This window comes from Ewingella sp. S1.OA.A_B6 (genome assembly GCF_049889095.1).
Lineage (GTDB): Bacteria > Pseudomonadota > Gammaproteobacteria > Enterobacterales > Enterobacteriaceae > Ewingella.
Map to the genome: position 1 here is coordinate 33,540 of NZ_JBLJFK010000003.1, position 13,469 is coordinate 47,008.

The following is a 13,469-nucleotide window of genomic DNA, read 5'->3' on the forward strand; positions in this document are numbered from 1 at the left end:
TAATGATCACCAGCAGCTGCCGCATTCGCACGATAAGCATAGTCACTTCCAGTGCTGGACATCCATACGTCCAAAACGTAATCTGAATTTCTATTGCCAATTCATTCACTCACGCTGTGTAAGGAAAACTCCGCCCATGCGCACACCCGTTATTGCTTTTACCCTGCTTGCTGCCACGCTATTTTCTGCGGTTTCCCATGCGGGTACCACACTGGACCGCGTGATGAAAACCGGCGTGCTGCATAATGTCATCGTTAACGACTACCCACCGTTTGGTTTTATTGATGACAACAACCAACTGGCCGGTTTTGATGTCGACGTGGCGAAAGCCGTGGCGCAGCGCATGGGCGTGAAGCTGGAGGTGACCGCACCGGGCTGGGAAACCATTATCGGTGGCAACTGGCGCGGCCGCTGGGATACCTGTATCTGTTCAATGACCCCCAACGTCGAGCGTGCCAAAGTACTGAACTTTGTCGCCCCCTATTACAGCTCCCCGGCCGTATTGGTGGTCAATAAAAATGATGAACGTATCAAGTCTGCTGCCGATCTCAGCAACAAAAAAGTCGGCATTGGCATGGGCTCAAGTTACGAAACCTACCTGCAAAAAACGCTGGTGATCCCCGGCACTAAACCGATTGCCTTCCCGTTTGACAACGTACAGGCCATTCCAAGCGATGAAGAAGTGGCATTCCAGAATCTGGCTCTCGGCCCCGGCGTGCGCCTGGATGCCATCGTCTCTGATCTAGCCACTGCCAACGCACGCATCAAGCGTAATCCAGTGTTTAAAATTGTCGCCGAGCTGTATGCCGAACCGAACTGGGTTGCCACCGATAAGGGCGATGCCGAATGGGACAAGAAAGTCGCGGATACCATCAAATCCCTGCGCGATGACGGCACACTAGCCAAGATTTCCCAACACTGGTTGGGTGAAGACATTACCAAAGAGGCACCGTAACGGATGGCCCAGCTTCCTGAGATGAAGACAACGCCGCAGGATAACGCCGCGACGCCGCCTCCTAGTGCTGGCGTTTTCTCCAGCCCGCTAGCGTTTAGAATGAAAACGCTACTCACCTGGGTTACTTTGCTCAGCTTACTGCTGGGGACCTTCAGTAAAATGGGGCTGCAATGGGATCTCATCGGGCAGAAACTGCCGTTCCTGCTGGGCCTGCGACTGTCGCCGGACGGTTTTATTCAGGGCGCGGCGCTGACGATTCTAATCACCGCCTGTTCGATGTTTTTCTGCCTGTTATTGGGTCTTATCACCGCATTAGGCCGCATGTCCGACAATGCGCTGGCCTTTGGCTGCGCCACCTTTTATGCTTCCCTGTTTCGCGGTACGCCACTGTTGGTGCAGGTGCTGATTATCTATCTGGCGCTGCCACAAGCGGGCATTGTGCTGGGTGCCCTGAGTTCAGGCATTATTGCGCTATCGCTTAATTACGGTGCGTACCTGGCGGAAACCATCCGCAGCGGCGTCATATCCGTGCCTCGCGGGCAGAAAGAAGCGGCAATGGCGCTTGGCCTCTCCTCATGGACAGTCGCCATACACGTCACCGCGCCGCAGGCTTTACGTATTATCATTCCGCCTGCGGGTTCGATGTTTATTTCCATGTTGAAAGATTCATCGCTGGTGTCGCTGATGGGCCTGTGGGAACTTAACTTTTTGGCGCAATCTTACGGGCGCAGCACCTACCGCTATATGGAAATGCTGGCCACCGCCGCCGCCATATATTGGATTATGTCCATTGTGCTGGAACTGTTCCAAAGTCGCCTGGAGCGTCGTTTTGGACAGGGTTATCGTCGTTAATCACTTGCTGAATAAGTCACAGGTATGCCATGTCCTTTCCACAAGATTTCCGCTTGATCTCCTATTTATCGAAACTGGAACACGCAGTGCGCTTTCCGCTGTCGTCATCGTATCCAGAATCGATGAACATCGATACGCTGTTTGAACTGGCCGGTGTTCAACATCGTCAGCCGTTTATGCAGGCGATGCTTGACTATCCGCCGCTGCGCGGAACGCCTGAGCTATTGGAGGCGATTGCCGGGACTTATGACAATATCAGCACCGGGCAAATTATCAGTTTTGCCGGCGCTGACGAAGCTATTTACGCCAGTTTTCTCGCCTTACTCGAAAGCAGCGATCACGCAATTGTCATCACCCCCAATTATCAGTCGTTGGAGAGCGTACCGTTGTCGCGGTGCGAAGTGACAGGTGTGGCGCTGGAGGCCGAAAACGGCTGGGCGCTGGAGGTAGAAAAAGTCCGTGCGGCGATGCGTACTAATACCAAAGTGTTGGTGATCAACTTCCCGCACAATCCGACCGGTGCGCTGATAAGTCATACACAACTTAATGAACTCGTGTCAATGTGCCGCGAACGTGGCGTGTGGATTTTCTCGGATGAAGTCTACCGGCAGACTGAGTTCAACCCCGCCGACCGTCTGCCGCAGCTGGCTGATATTTACGAACGTGGCATCTCATTGAATGTCACGTCAAAAGCCTACGGCCTGCCCGGGCTACGCATCGGCTGGGTTGCTTGTCAGGACAGCGCATGGCTTTTGAAGCTGGAACGAATGAAGCAATATCTGTCGATCTGTAACTCCATACCCGGCGAGATACTGACTACCCTGGCGCTCAATGCGCGTGAAACCATTCTCGAACGGGTGATGGATCGTTCCCGAGCTAACCTGCAACGTCTGAACGACTTCCTTGCGCGCTATCCGCAGCATTTCGAATTAACTCAGCCAAAAGCCGGCGTGCTGGCTTTTGTTCGCTATAAAGGCGCGGAAGGTGCCGAAGCTTTTGCTACAAGGCTGGTAGAGGGATCCGGCGTGATGGTTATCCCGTCCGTGGTGTACGCATCGGCGCTGACGACAGTATCGGAAGACTTTCTGCGCATCGGTTTTGGGCGGGCTAATCTTGGTGAAGCGCTGGAAGTGCTGGGGTCTTGGCTGGAAACGTATTGATTTATATCATGCCAGGCAAAAGCCCGCCAATATTGGCGGGCCGTGGTGAAGCACTCATACACAGGAGACCATACCGGTCAGTGATTATTGGCTCGCCGCGTCTTTTTTCATCGTACCTTTCGACATACTGTCTTTACTCATGCTGTCTTTTTTCATGTGGTCTTTAGACATTTTATCTTTCGACATACAGTCTTTACTCATCGCGTCTTTACCCATTTTGTCTTTGCTCATACTGTCTTTTTTCATGCAGTCATGAGACATCTTGCCCATAGAGTCTTTAGACATAGAATCAGCGGCCTGAGTTACGCCAGCAAAACCCATCAGTGCGGTAGAGAACATCATCACAGCCATTAGCTTTTTCATGGTATTTCCTTTATTTAAATTAGGTTGTACAGTTGTACAGGTAATGTATTTGCAGCCTTTTTTCAGCTGCCGCCGAACCAGTTATAACCTTGATCCTCCCAGTAACCTCCGGTGTATTTATTGGTAATTTCAATAACTTCAATATGCTTCGGATTCTTGTATCCGAGCTTAGTTGGCATACGCAGTTTCATCGGGAAGCCGTATTTACGCGGCAGAATTTGTCCGTCGTAGGTCAATGCCAGCAAAGTTTGCGGATGCAGCGCCGTGGCCATATCAATGCTGGTGTAATACTGGTCAGCACATTTGAAGCTGACGTATTCAGCCGTCAAATCAGCACCAATCAACCGCAAAAAGTCGCCGAACGGCACACCGCCCCACTTACCAATTGCGCTCCAGCCTTCGACGCAAATATGCCGGGTAACCTGGCTGACCTGCGCCATTTTGTAGAGTGTCTCCAGCGACCATTCGCGTTTATCCAGTGCCAACCCGGCAATCTTCAACCGGTAATCGTTGCCGTTCACCTCTGGCGCCTCATCCTCAGAGTAAAAGGCGTTAAACGGGAAGGGTCGGGTCATCATTGACTCCGCATACACCGGCGCTAAACGGGTTGAGCCAAATAACCAGCCCTGTACGCGATCGTTAAAGCCGGAGACTTTTACCAGTGCTTTCTCGACGCTTTCGTTATCGCTGATATCGCAACCGGTGAGCATTGCCATGCCTCCGAGGGTAAGTCCTCGTTGCAAAAAACGACGGCGTGACGGCGCGTCAAGATGACGAATAATCTGCTGTTGCGCTTCTTGCACGATCACTTGGCGGTCTGAGGTGCTGAATAACTGACTGATGTTTTTTTTAATGATGTCCTTCATGGCTATTCCTTAGCGTCCGCGCAGCATGGCCAGCAGGGTTTTCGGCACCAGCGCCACCATCACCAGATGCAGGACGACAAAACCCACCAGTGAAACCATCGCCAAGAAGTGTACGTAGCGTGCGGTATCGAAACCGCCCAGCAGCTCACGCAGCAGCGGAAACTGTACCGACTTCCACACCACCAGCCCGGACAACACCAGAATAATGCCGTCGAACATGACGAAAACGTAAGCTGCACGCTGCACCATGTTGTAATGACGTAAATCGGCGTGGGCCAGCTTACCGCGCAGTGCGGCGCTTAAATCGCGCAGGATGCCGCCCGGGGTGAGCGGCCAGAATTTACGTTTCATCCGCCCGGTAAAAATATTCATCAGCAGATAGAACAAACCATTGATACCGAACAGCCACATCCCGGCGAAGTGCCACTGGATGCCGCCGCCCAGCCATCCACCCAGAGTCAGGCTGCTGGAGAAGCTGAAATCAAACAGCGGCGATGCGTTATAAATCTGCCAGCCGCTGGTCACCATAATCAGTACCGCCAGCGCATTGAGCCAGTGAGTCAGACGCAGCCACAGCGGATGCACCACTTGCGGTTTACTTTGTTGTTGCTGAGAAAAATCGGTATGTAATGTCATGTTGTTTTCTCCGCCCTCTGCCCTGTCGATGTCGTCACTATGGAGCAGATGTGTTCCCCAAGACCTCACGCAGAGTTAAATTAAATGTGATAACTCTGGCGAAGGCGCTTGTGTAGACTGCAAGTATTCATCTTTTCAATCGCAGACTCAGGAATGGCGGATATGACTAAAAAGATTTTGATCGTGGAAGACGACAGCCATATCGCCGAGTTGCTAAGTCTGCATCTGCGCGACGAAGGTTTTGAGATAACCCATGCCGCTGACGGCAATCTGGGCGTCGCACAGCTGGAGAAAGGTGGCTGGGATGCGTTGATCCTCGACCTGATGCTGCCGGGTGTTGACGGGCTGGAGATCTGCCGCCGGGCGCGCAACATGACACGCTATACGCCAATCATTATCATCAGTGCGCGTTCGAGCGAGGTACACCGGGTACTCGGCCTGGAGCTGGGGGCCGACGACTATCTGGCAAAACCTTTTTCAATGCTGGAACTGGTTGCGAGAGTTAAAGCGCTGTTTCGCCGTCAGGAAGCCATGAGCCGTAACATGAAAATGGATGCCGGTACCTTGAGTTTTGCCGGGCTGGTGATTGACCCGATTGCTCGCGAAGTGATGCTCAATCACCAGCAGGTCGATCTCACCCCGCGCGAATTCGACCTGCTGTACTTCTTCGCCAAACATCCGGGTAAGGTCTTTTCGCGGCTCAGCCTGTTAAATCAGGTGTGGGGTTATCAGCACGAAGGCTATGAGCACACGGTGAACACCCATATCAACCGGCTGCGGATCAAGATTGAGATCAACCCGGCCGAGCCGGAACGCATTCTGACCGTATGGGGAATGGGCTATAAATTCACGTCGTCAGCGGAAGAGGCGTAAGGATAAATCATGAGAAAATTAACGCTCTCGCAACGGCTGACACTGGTATTTATCCTGTTGCTCGTCGCCTGTAGTCTGGCCTCAGGCTATATGCAAGTGCGCTCCAGCAACCAGTACAGCCAGGCAGTGATTCAGCGATTGTCGGCCAATCTGGCAACGCAAATCGCGGCCAATAATCCGCTGCTCAGCCAGAACGGGCTGAACCCGGATGCGGTGCATACCCTGTTCAACCAACTGATGGCGGTGAACCCCAGCGTCGAGGTCTACCTGCTTGATAAAGAAGGTAATATCGTTGGGAATGCTGCGCCGGTGGGGAAATTACAGCGTCAGAAAGTGGATTTACAGCCGGTGCAGGCATTACTTAACGGCGCACGAATGCCGGTCTATGGCGATAATCCGCGCGCGCCGGATGGGCGTCAGGTATTCAGCGCAGCGCCACTCAAAGCCGATGGCGTGATCCAGGGCTACGTTTACATCATCCTGCTCGGCGACGATTACACGGCGCTGGCCAGCAAGGCACAATATCAATCAGCCATCTATATGGCCCTGCGATCCATGGGGATGGTGGTGTTGTTCGGCCTGGTGGCCGGGGCGCTGGCGTTTCGCTGGGTAACCCGCCCGGTGCGTAGGCTGACGGCGCAAATCGCCAAACTCGACAGTGGCGGAATGGACGCCATTCAGGCTCTGGCAAAAAGTCCGGCGCCTGAAGGCCAGCCGCGCGATGAAGTCGCTCAATTGCAGCAGGCTTTTGTCAGCATGGCGAAGCGCATTGACCAACAGTGGCAAAGCCTGATGGCGCAAGATCAGCAGCGACGTGAATTCATCGCCAATATTTCCCATGACCTGCGTACGCCGCTGACCTCGCTGCATGGCTATCTGGAAACGCTGTCGATGAAATCCGACCATCTCAGCATCGAAGATCGCCAGCGCTACTTGAGTATTGCTATCACCCAGAGCCGTAAAGTCGGGCGTCTGGCGCAGGAGTTGTTCGAACTGGCACGGCTGGAATATGGCGTAGTGAAACCACAAAAAGAGCCGTTTTCACTCTGCGAATTGGTGCAGGATGTCTTTCAGAAATTTGAACTGGCGGCCGAAGCACGCCGTCAGAAACTCACCGCGGAGATCATGCCTGGCATCCCGTTAGTGAATGCTGATTTAGGCATGATTGAGCGGGTGTTGACCAACTTGCTGGACAACGCTATCCGCCATACGCCTGAGGGCGGCATTATTGCTGTCCGGTTGTGGAAAGAGCAACAGCAGGTGATGGTGGAATTGAATGACAGCGGGCCGGGCATCGCACCAGAACTGAAAGCCAATCTGTTCGAGCGGCCGTCAATCCTCAGTAACAGCAGACACCGTGCCGGCGGGCTGGGGCTGATGATCGTTCGGCGGATCCTGCAACTGCACGGCAGCGATATCCATCTGGTGGAACAACCGCATCAGGGTGCCTGTTTCCAGTTTTCGGTACCGGTCAGTTAGACCATGGAGACGGGAGGCATAGTCAATGTGGGCAGTATCCTGCCCACTTATCAGCGCCCTACTCCGGGGCTAATTTTCCCCGAGCTGCCTTACGCGTGGCGCTTCCGCCCCAGACCTCTTTGTACTCATAACCGGTCAGATCTTTGATGACTTTCTGGCACTCATGCGTGCAGTCTTCGAGGTCACCGCCTAGCTTCAGACGTGCGACTTCTTTGATCAACATTTTATGGGTCTCACGGGTCAGTTTGAATTTGAACGTCATGTAGAAACTGACCGACAGCAGTGCGGCGGTGGCGAAGATCATCAGTCCGATAATCGCATGCAGAGCGCTTATTGGTTGCACACCCTGCCCTTTAACGAAACCGCTCTCCTGCAACACGATCCCGATCAGCATGATCGCCAGCGCGACGGTACTTTTACGGGTCAGCACCATAACACCGGCAAATATCCCTTCGCGGCGTTTTTTAGTGACGATCTCATCGACATCAGGAATAAAGCTGTAGATGTTCCACGGAATATAATAAAGCCCGGCGCGGGCGAACCCAAATATGGCGAATATGGATGAGAACAACAGAATAGACACCGTCATTTCGGTAATGTAGATATAAAACAGGAATGCCAGCACACAGAAAATAATCCCATAAGCCAGACGCAGTGCACCGGAAGGGGTCATATTGAGTTTTTCAAGCAACATCATAAAGACGAAAGTAGAAGGAATAGACACAAATGCAGCGATGCTTAAATACCCTGAAACCGCAGACGCATTGAGATGTAATCCGTAGACCACGTAATAGGTAAATACAGCCCCAAAAACATCCAGCGCGGTAAAAGAGAAAATATAGATAATAATATGCTGGCGGAACATGCGAATTTTAAAGGAGGAAAAGAGATCGACTATCAGGCTTTTAAAATGATGCCACAGATTGCCGCTGGTTGCGCTAAGCGGTTCAGGCTCGAACTCTTCCCGCACATCTTTGGCTTCCCAGGTACACATCCATGTAGTCAGTACCGCTATGCAAAAAATACAGGCGAAAATAATCCCGGTGTAGGTGTATGTCATCGGGTTATTCTTGCCGGTGAACTGCATAAGCACACCGGGGATCGACACTGCCAGCAGCGCACCGAGCTGAGAACAAATCAAGCGCACGCCTGAAAGACGGGTGCGCTCACTGAAGCGGTTGGTCATTTCGGAAGAAAGCGTCTCCCAAGGCACCAATACCATGGCGGAAAGCAACTCGATAGAAAGATAGGTGCCGAGATAGTACCAGTAGCTCATGTCGGTCACCCAGACCAACGCATACAAGAACATCATCGGTGCGCCGATCAGCAGGAAAAACCGCCGGCGCCCAAATTTTTTGCCCAACCAGGTATTGGCAAAGTTATCGGTGACATAGCCCATGATCGGGCTTAATATCGCGTCGATAACGCGGGCGATAGCAAATATAGATCCGGCCTCTAAAATGGATAACCCGCAATATGTGGTGTAAAAGAATAATAGCCAGGTGCTGATAACGGCAAAGGCACCGCCACCAAATAAATCCGTCACGCCATAACCTATAGCCGTGCCGTAACCGACTCTGCGTTCAGTAGGTTTCATTTTTATTATCCTGTGAATGTAGGGTTATTATTAAAATTATTTATTCAAGCATTATCCATTGTCGTAATTGCGAGGAGCGGTAAATAGCCTCGACAATATTCAGAGAAATTTCAGCTTCAGATAAAGAGATATACTTTTTTTCTTCAGGATGTTGAACGGAATAGGTGAAATTTAAAATCGCCTGGCGATGGCTGTCACCCCAGTAGCTTTTGGTGTTGCCGTCAGGGCTTGCGTCATTCACCAGCAGTGTTTTACTTTCTCCATCGATAAGCCACAGCGCATTGTGATACAGCTGCAGCACTCCTTTCTCGCAGTGGATTTCCAGCAGCAGCGGCGAATCGGTGCTGTGGCCGTTGCTCGCATAAAATAATCCGCGTGCGCCGTTGGCCAGTTTCAGGCTGGCCATCGCGGTGTCTTCGTTCTCGATGATATCGGTCAGAAAATGGGTGTCGACCACGCCTTTTACCGCGTGAACACCGCCGCCAAGCCACTGCATCAGATCCAGGGTGTGGATCGCCTGATTGATCAGCAGGCTGCCGCCTTCGGTGGCAAAACGCCCGCGCCAGGGACTTTCGGTGTAGTAGGCTCCGCCGCGCGACCACGTCAGCACCGCTTTAATGCTCAACATTTTACCCAGTTCGCCGCTTTCCAGCAGCGCTTTAATCTTCTGGCTGGAAGGGTTGAGGCGGTTCTGATAACACACGCCAAGCAGTAAATCCGTGTGGCTGAGGGCCTGCTTTATCGCTTTCACCTCGGTAGAATTCAGCGCTACAGGCTTCTCGGTAAATACATGCTTTCCCGCCGCCAGCGCGGCGAGGATAGCAGCCTGATGCAGATGATGCGGCAGGCAAATATGCACAATGTCGATGTGCGGATCGCGCAGCATTTCATGGTAATCGCTATAAAAACTGCACTGATATTGCTGCGCCAGCGCCTGGCCTTTTACGACGTCACATTCGGCAATCGCCTGCAAACGACTGACAGGATTTTGCAGGATCGCCTCTGCATGGCACGTGTGAATTGAGCCACACCCGACGATCGCCGCATTGATGGTTTTCATGATGCGCCTCCCGGCCTATACCGCCTGATTCGCCAGCATCTGCGCCCGCACGCACAGCTCGGCGGCTTTAAACGCATGCTCCTGCGTCATGGCGTTTTCGGTGCGGTGCAGACAATCGAGGATCAACTGACCGAAGAACGGGAAGCCGACCTGACCTGACACCGGATAGCGGAACTCGCCCTGCTGATTCACCAGATACACCACGTCCTGCTCGCCGCGCGTGATATCCACGTATTTACGGATCTCGATATAGCCTTCGGTGCCCAGCAGCGTAAGGCGTCCGTCGCCCCAGGAGCTCAACCCTTCCGGCGTGAACCAGTCGCAGCGGAAATAACCGCGCGCGCCATTTTCGCCTTCAAGCATTGTGTCGCCAAAATCCTCAAAGCGCGGATAGTCCGGATGGTTGAAATTCAGCGCCTGCGCGGCAACCACGCGGGCGTTGCTATTGCCGGTATAAAACAGAAATTGTTCGATCTGATGGCTGCCGATGTCACACAGAATGCCGCCAAAACGCGCCCTGTCGTAAAACCAGTCCGGACGCCCTTCTCCTTCACGATGCGGCCCGGTGCCGAGCGTCTGAATCACCCGTCCAATCGCCCCTTCCTGCACCAGTTGTCCGGCAAACACCGCACTTTCCACATGCAACCGCTCACTGTAATACACGGCATACTTACGGCCGGTCGCTGCCGCTTTTTCTTTCGCAGCGGTCAGTTGTTCCAACGTGGTCAGCGGCGCTTTATCGGTGAAATAATCTTTTCCGGCGTCCATTACTTTCAGCCCCAGCGCGCAGCGCTCGGACGGGATCCCCGCGCCGGCCACCAGTTGAACATCTTTATCGCCGAGAATCGTTTCCAGCGAATCGGCCACAGCGACCTGCGGATAGTGACTGACAAATTTCGCAACCTTGGCCGGGTCCGGATCGTACACCCATTTCAGGCTGGCACCCGCTTCGATCAGCCCGTTGCACATGCCATAGATATGGCCGTGATCCAGCGCCGTTGCGGCAATCACGAATTCGCCCGGCTTGACCACCGGCTGCGGTTTGCCCACCGGGGCATAATTCATTCCGTCTTTGTTACTCATGTTCAGGCTCCTTTATCCATGTCTTTGCCCAGCGGGATCGCGTCTTCATTAGCGAAATTTTCCACTGACCCGGATTTCTCATAAAAGTGCGGTGCCAGCGAAACCAGACCACCGGTTTGGTAATAAGGATCCGACGGATCAATGGGCAGCGTCACAATGCTGCGGGTGATGGCCGATTTATATATGGCGGCGATAAGCTCCAGCGAGCGCTTACCCTGTATACCGTCAATCAGCGGCGCGGTGCCGGTCTCAAGTGCAGTGAGGAAATTTTCGATCTGACCAGCATGGAGCGTGTAAGTGAGTTTAGGGATGGACTGATAAATGTCGTCGAGGCGTTTTTCACGCGATGTATCGCGCTCCTCAACCGGGAATCCGTTCGGTGCAGAAATACTGGCGTACTTGTCCCAGGGTGCGGAAATCCGAGCTTTCTCACCCTGAATCACGATCTTCTGATCTTCACCGTGATGCACGACAGAAGCTGTCAGTTGGGTTAGCGCACCGGAGTCGTATTTGAAAATGGCTGCTGAGAGATCTTCTACTTCGGCGTTGTCGTGTGCAACGTTGGTGATCATCGACACCACCTCGGACGGGAAACCGAGCATCCACTGAATCGCGTCAATATGGTGAACAGCATGGTTAAGTGTGCAGCCGCCCGCCTCTTTTTCCCAGGTGCCACGCCACCACAAATCGTAATAAGAGTGGCCGCGCCACCAGAAAGAATCCACCTGTGCATGGCAAACCTTCCCCGCTTCGCCGGAATCAATGACCTTTTTAAGTCGCCAGAACGCGTCGGTAAAACGGTTTTGCGCAATAATAGAAAGTGTTTTACCGCTCTCCTGCGCAGCACAGATCATCGCATCGCACTCCTGTAACGATGCTGCCATCGGCTTTTCACACAGCACGTTCTTCCCGGCCTTCAGCGCATCAATCGAAATTTCAGCATGCACATAGGGCGGCGTGCAGATATCAAAAACGTCGATATCGGTATCATTGAGGATGTCCTGATGGCTGGCGTAAACCTTCGCATTCATCAGGCCATAATGACGTTTTTTCTCTTCTGCTTTCTCCGGATAAATATCGACGAGCGCGACAACCTGACAACGGTCAGCAAACTGCAAATATCCCTGAATATGATTATGTGAAATATTACCGGTACCAATGATCGCTATTTTAAGCATTATCTTGTTCCTGATTTAAAACCGATGAGCAGCCATTACCCTGCTGATTTAATGACTTACTTACGTGATAAGTCATTAAATCAGGCGCAGATAAATACCTTATTTCTTCGTCGAATCTTATTGAAGAGAGAATAGTAATGGCATTTTTTTCCAACAACCGGTATTTGTGACAGGAATTGCAGCGCAGCATTTCGGATTTGCTATGATGATGAATAGCTGATGAATTACAAAAAGTTAGCTGTGGCAATAAGTCCATAAGCTAATGAGGCTTTGATCACAAAATGACAGGAAAATTAAAAATCAGGCAAATAGCTGAGTTAACGGGGCTGTCACCCAGTACCGTTTCCCGGGTATTAGCAGGCAAAGCGAATGTCAGCCCGCAGGCAAAAGAAAAAGTATTTGCCCATGCAAGAAGCATGGGTATTTTGCGCGATATTCCGGCCAGCCGGTTGTTAATGAATTCTTTGTTAATTTGCGCGCCTCCCGCCGCCTTCTCTCCGTATGAAGATCTCTATTATTATGAAGCGATTAAAGAAATAGCGGCCGAAGTTGCCCGTTTCGATATTCACGTAAGCAAATGCGCGCTGGCGGTCAATGACCCGGATATCGCCGTTTTTATGCAGGCGCTTCATCAGCCGGATGTGGATGGCATCATTATCATCGGGATTGATGATGTCATGCTTTACCGCCTGGCGGCGGAATCGGGTAAACCGGTGGTGATGATCAACGCCAAAGACAGCGAAATGCGCCTCGACTGCGTGTCGGCTGACCATTATTCCATCGGTTACAGTGCGGCAAACTATCTGTTTCTCAAAGGCCACCGGCCAGTGTTGCTGTTCACCGATCTGCGGCGCGAAACGATGATGCAAAGGCTTGATGGCTTTAAACGCGCCTGTCTTGAACATCACATTGTTTTCGACGAAACCACGCATCTGCTGATTAATCATGGTAATGACAAAGAACAGGCGCGGGGAAATTTTGAGAAGTACCTCCGTGAGCACAAACGCGAATCGCTGCCCTCGGCCATTATTTGCGGCAGCACACCCATTGCGCATGCCACGCTGGAAGTGCTGACGGCGCAAGGTATTCAGATACCGGAAGATATTTCTGTCATCAGTATGGATTTCGAACACGAGCTGAAAACCGTGTCGCCCATGAATTTTACTTCGGTGCTTCTGCCCTGCCGTGAACTGGGAAGTGAGGCGGTCTATATCCTGCAAAGTCGCTTAACGCGGGCGACCGGTGCGAAGTTCAATCTGCTGTTGCAAGGGAAAATCCGCACCGGCGAGTCGGTAACAGATGTGAAATGGAAACGTAAAGGGCTTTATCCACCGCAGGCATAACCCTTAACGACCATCAACATATGC

General features: G+C 52.3%; 13 protein-coding genes. 6 read left to right on the forward strand and 7 right to left on the reverse strand.

The window, feature by feature from the left end; all coding sequences use genetic code 11:
• The first annotated feature begins 136 nt into the window (after nucleotides 1-136).
• The 3 genes from ACMV8I_RS09935 to ACMV8I_RS09945 are packed head-to-tail and all read left to right on the forward strand — an operon-like array spanning nucleotide 137 to nucleotide 2,967.
• Nucleotides 137-955 (forward strand): transporter substrate-binding domain-containing protein, encoded by an 819-nt coding sequence (locus tag ACMV8I_RS09935; protein ID WP_498865067.1) that lies wholly within the window; start codon nucleotides 137-139, stop codon nucleotides 953-955.
• 3 nt (nucleotides 956-958) lie between these two features.
• Nucleotides 959-1,807 carry an amino acid ABC transporter permease gene (locus ACMV8I_RS09940; protein ID WP_498865068.1) on the forward strand — a complete coding sequence of 283 codons (849 nt, stop codon included), beginning with the start codon at nucleotides 959-961 and terminating at the stop codon, nucleotides 1,805-1,807.
• A 29-nt stretch (nucleotides 1,808-1,836) separates the two neighbouring features.
• Nucleotides 1,837-2,967 (forward strand): aminotransferase class I/II-fold pyridoxal phosphate-dependent enzyme, encoded by a 1,131-nt coding sequence (locus ACMV8I_RS09945; RefSeq protein ID WP_498865069.1) that lies wholly within the window; start codon nucleotides 1,837-1,839, stop codon nucleotides 2,965-2,967.
• An 84-nt stretch (nucleotides 2,968-3,051) separates the two neighbouring features.
• On the opposite strand, the gene ACMV8I_RS09950 is transcribed toward ACMV8I_RS09945, so the two are convergent.
• The 3 genes from ACMV8I_RS09950 to ACMV8I_RS09960 all read right to left on the reverse strand — a co-directional run bounded on the left by ACMV8I_RS09950 (nucleotide 3,052) and on the right by ACMV8I_RS09960 (nucleotide 4,832).
• Nucleotides 3,052-3,330, reverse strand: a complete 279-nt coding sequence (locus tag ACMV8I_RS09950) for a pentapeptide MXKDX repeat protein (protein ID WP_498865070.1) — start codon at nucleotides 3,328-3,330, stop codon at nucleotides 3,052-3,054.
• A 62-nt stretch (nucleotides 3,331-3,392) separates the two neighbouring features.
• The gene (locus ACMV8I_RS09955; protein ID WP_498865071.1) at nucleotides 3,393-4,196 is read right to left on the reverse strand and encodes a molybdopterin-dependent oxidoreductase; all 804 of its coding nucleotides are present in this window, start codon (nucleotides 4,194-4,196) and stop codon (nucleotides 3,393-3,395) included.
• Between the two features lie 9 nt (nucleotides 4,197-4,205).
• Nucleotides 4,206-4,832 (reverse strand): cytochrome b/b6 domain-containing protein, encoded by a 627-nt coding sequence (locus ACMV8I_RS09960; protein ID WP_498865072.1) that lies wholly within the window; start codon nucleotides 4,830-4,832, stop codon nucleotides 4,206-4,208.
• 153 nt (nucleotides 4,833-4,985) lie between these two features.
• Between ACMV8I_RS09960 and ACMV8I_RS09965 the strand changes: the two genes are divergently transcribed.
• Both ACMV8I_RS09965 and ACMV8I_RS09970 read left to right on the forward strand, forming a co-directional pair.
• Nucleotides 4,986-5,705, forward strand: coding sequence for a response regulator transcription factor (locus tag ACMV8I_RS09965; protein WP_498865073.1), 720 nt, complete (start codon nucleotides 4,986-4,988; stop codon nucleotides 5,703-5,705).
• Nucleotides 5,706-5,714: 9 nt separating this feature from the next.
• Nucleotides 5,715-7,184 carry a sensor histidine kinase gene (locus ACMV8I_RS09970; protein ID WP_498865074.1) on the forward strand — a complete coding sequence of 490 codons (1,470 nt, stop codon included), beginning with the start codon at nucleotides 5,715-5,717 and terminating at the stop codon, nucleotides 7,182-7,184.
• A gap of 58 nt (nucleotides 7,185-7,242) precedes the next feature.
• Here ACMV8I_RS09970 and ACMV8I_RS09975 read toward each other — a convergent pair whose 3' ends face one another.
• Genes ACMV8I_RS09975 through ACMV8I_RS09990 form a run of 4 tightly spaced genes read right to left on the reverse strand, consistent with a single transcriptional unit; the run spans nucleotide 7,243 to nucleotide 12,102 of the window.
• Complete coding sequence (locus ACMV8I_RS09975) at nucleotides 7,243-8,781, reverse strand: MFS transporter (RefSeq protein ID WP_498865075.1); 1,539 nt, start codon at nucleotides 8,779-8,781, stop codon at nucleotides 7,243-7,245.
• Between the two features lie 40 nt (nucleotides 8,782-8,821).
• Entirely contained in the window at nucleotides 8,822-9,841 is a 1,020-nt protein-coding gene (locus ACMV8I_RS09980) for a Gfo/Idh/MocA family protein (RefSeq protein ID WP_498865076.1), read from the reverse strand.
• Between the two features lie 15 nt (nucleotides 9,842-9,856).
• Nucleotides 9,857-10,924 (reverse strand): Gfo/Idh/MocA family protein, encoded by a 1,068-nt coding sequence (locus ACMV8I_RS09985; RefSeq protein ID WP_498865077.1) that lies wholly within the window; start codon nucleotides 10,922-10,924, stop codon nucleotides 9,857-9,859.
• 2 nt (nucleotides 10,925-10,926) lie between these two features.
• Nucleotides 10,927-12,102, reverse strand: coding sequence for a Gfo/Idh/MocA family protein (locus ACMV8I_RS09990; RefSeq protein WP_498865078.1), 1,176 nt, complete (start codon nucleotides 12,100-12,102; stop codon nucleotides 10,927-10,929).
• 281 nt (nucleotides 12,103-12,383) lie between these two features.
• Between ACMV8I_RS09990 and ACMV8I_RS09995 the strand changes: the two genes are divergently transcribed.
• The gene (locus ACMV8I_RS09995) at nucleotides 12,384-13,445 is read left to right on the forward strand and encodes a LacI family DNA-binding transcriptional regulator (protein ID WP_498865079.1); all 1,062 of its coding nucleotides are present in this window, start codon (nucleotides 12,384-12,386) and stop codon (nucleotides 13,443-13,445) included.
• Nucleotides 13,446-13,469: the final 24 nt, after the last annotated feature.

What these genes read in the sequence shown, in the direction of transcription:
- ACMV8I_RS09935 (WP_498865067.1), top strand. Translation starts at nt 137, where the DNA reads ATGCGCACACCCGTTATTGCTTTTACCCTGCTTGCTGCCACGCTATTT.
- ACMV8I_RS09940 (WP_498865068.1), top strand. Translation starts at nt 959, where the DNA reads ATGGCCCAGCTTCCTGAGATGAAGACAACGCCGCAGGATAACGCCGCG.
- ACMV8I_RS09945 (WP_498865069.1), top strand. Translation starts at nt 1,837, where the DNA reads ATGTCCTTTCCACAAGATTTCCGCTTGATCTCCTATTTATCGAAACTG.
- ACMV8I_RS09950 (WP_498865070.1), bottom strand. Translation starts at nt 3,330, where the DNA reads ATGAAAAAGCTAATGGCTGTGATGATGTTCTCTACCGCACTGATGGGT.
- ACMV8I_RS09955 (WP_498865071.1), bottom strand. Translation starts at nt 4,196, where the DNA reads ATGAAGGACATCATTAAAAAAAACATCAGTCAGTTATTCAGCACCTCA.
- ACMV8I_RS09960 (WP_498865072.1), bottom strand. Translation starts at nt 4,832, where the DNA reads ATGACATTACATACCGATTTTTCTCAGCAACAACAAAGTAAACCGCAA.
- ACMV8I_RS09965 (WP_498865073.1), top strand. Translation starts at nt 4,986, where the DNA reads ATGGCGGATATGACTAAAAAGATTTTGATCGTGGAAGACGACAGCCAT.
- ACMV8I_RS09970 (WP_498865074.1), top strand. Translation starts at nt 5,715, where the DNA reads ATGAGAAAATTAACGCTCTCGCAACGGCTGACACTGGTATTTATCCTG.
- ACMV8I_RS09975 (WP_498865075.1), bottom strand. Translation starts at nt 8,781, where the DNA reads ATGAAACCTACTGAACGCAGAGTCGGTTACGGCACGGCTATAGGTTAT.
- ACMV8I_RS09980 (WP_498865076.1), bottom strand. Translation starts at nt 9,841, where the DNA reads ATGAAAACCATCAATGCGGCGATCGTCGGGTGTGGCTCAATTCACACG.
- ACMV8I_RS09985 (WP_498865077.1), bottom strand. Translation starts at nt 10,924, where the DNA reads ATGAGTAACAAAGACGGAATGAATTATGCCCCGGTGGGCAAACCGCAG.
- ACMV8I_RS09990 (WP_498865078.1), bottom strand. Translation starts at nt 12,102, where the DNA reads ATGCTTAAAATAGCGATCATTGGTACCGGTAATATTTCACATAATCAT.
- ACMV8I_RS09995 (WP_498865079.1), top strand. Translation starts at nt 12,384, where the DNA reads ATGACAGGAAAATTAAAAATCAGGCAAATAGCTGAGTTAACGGGGCTG.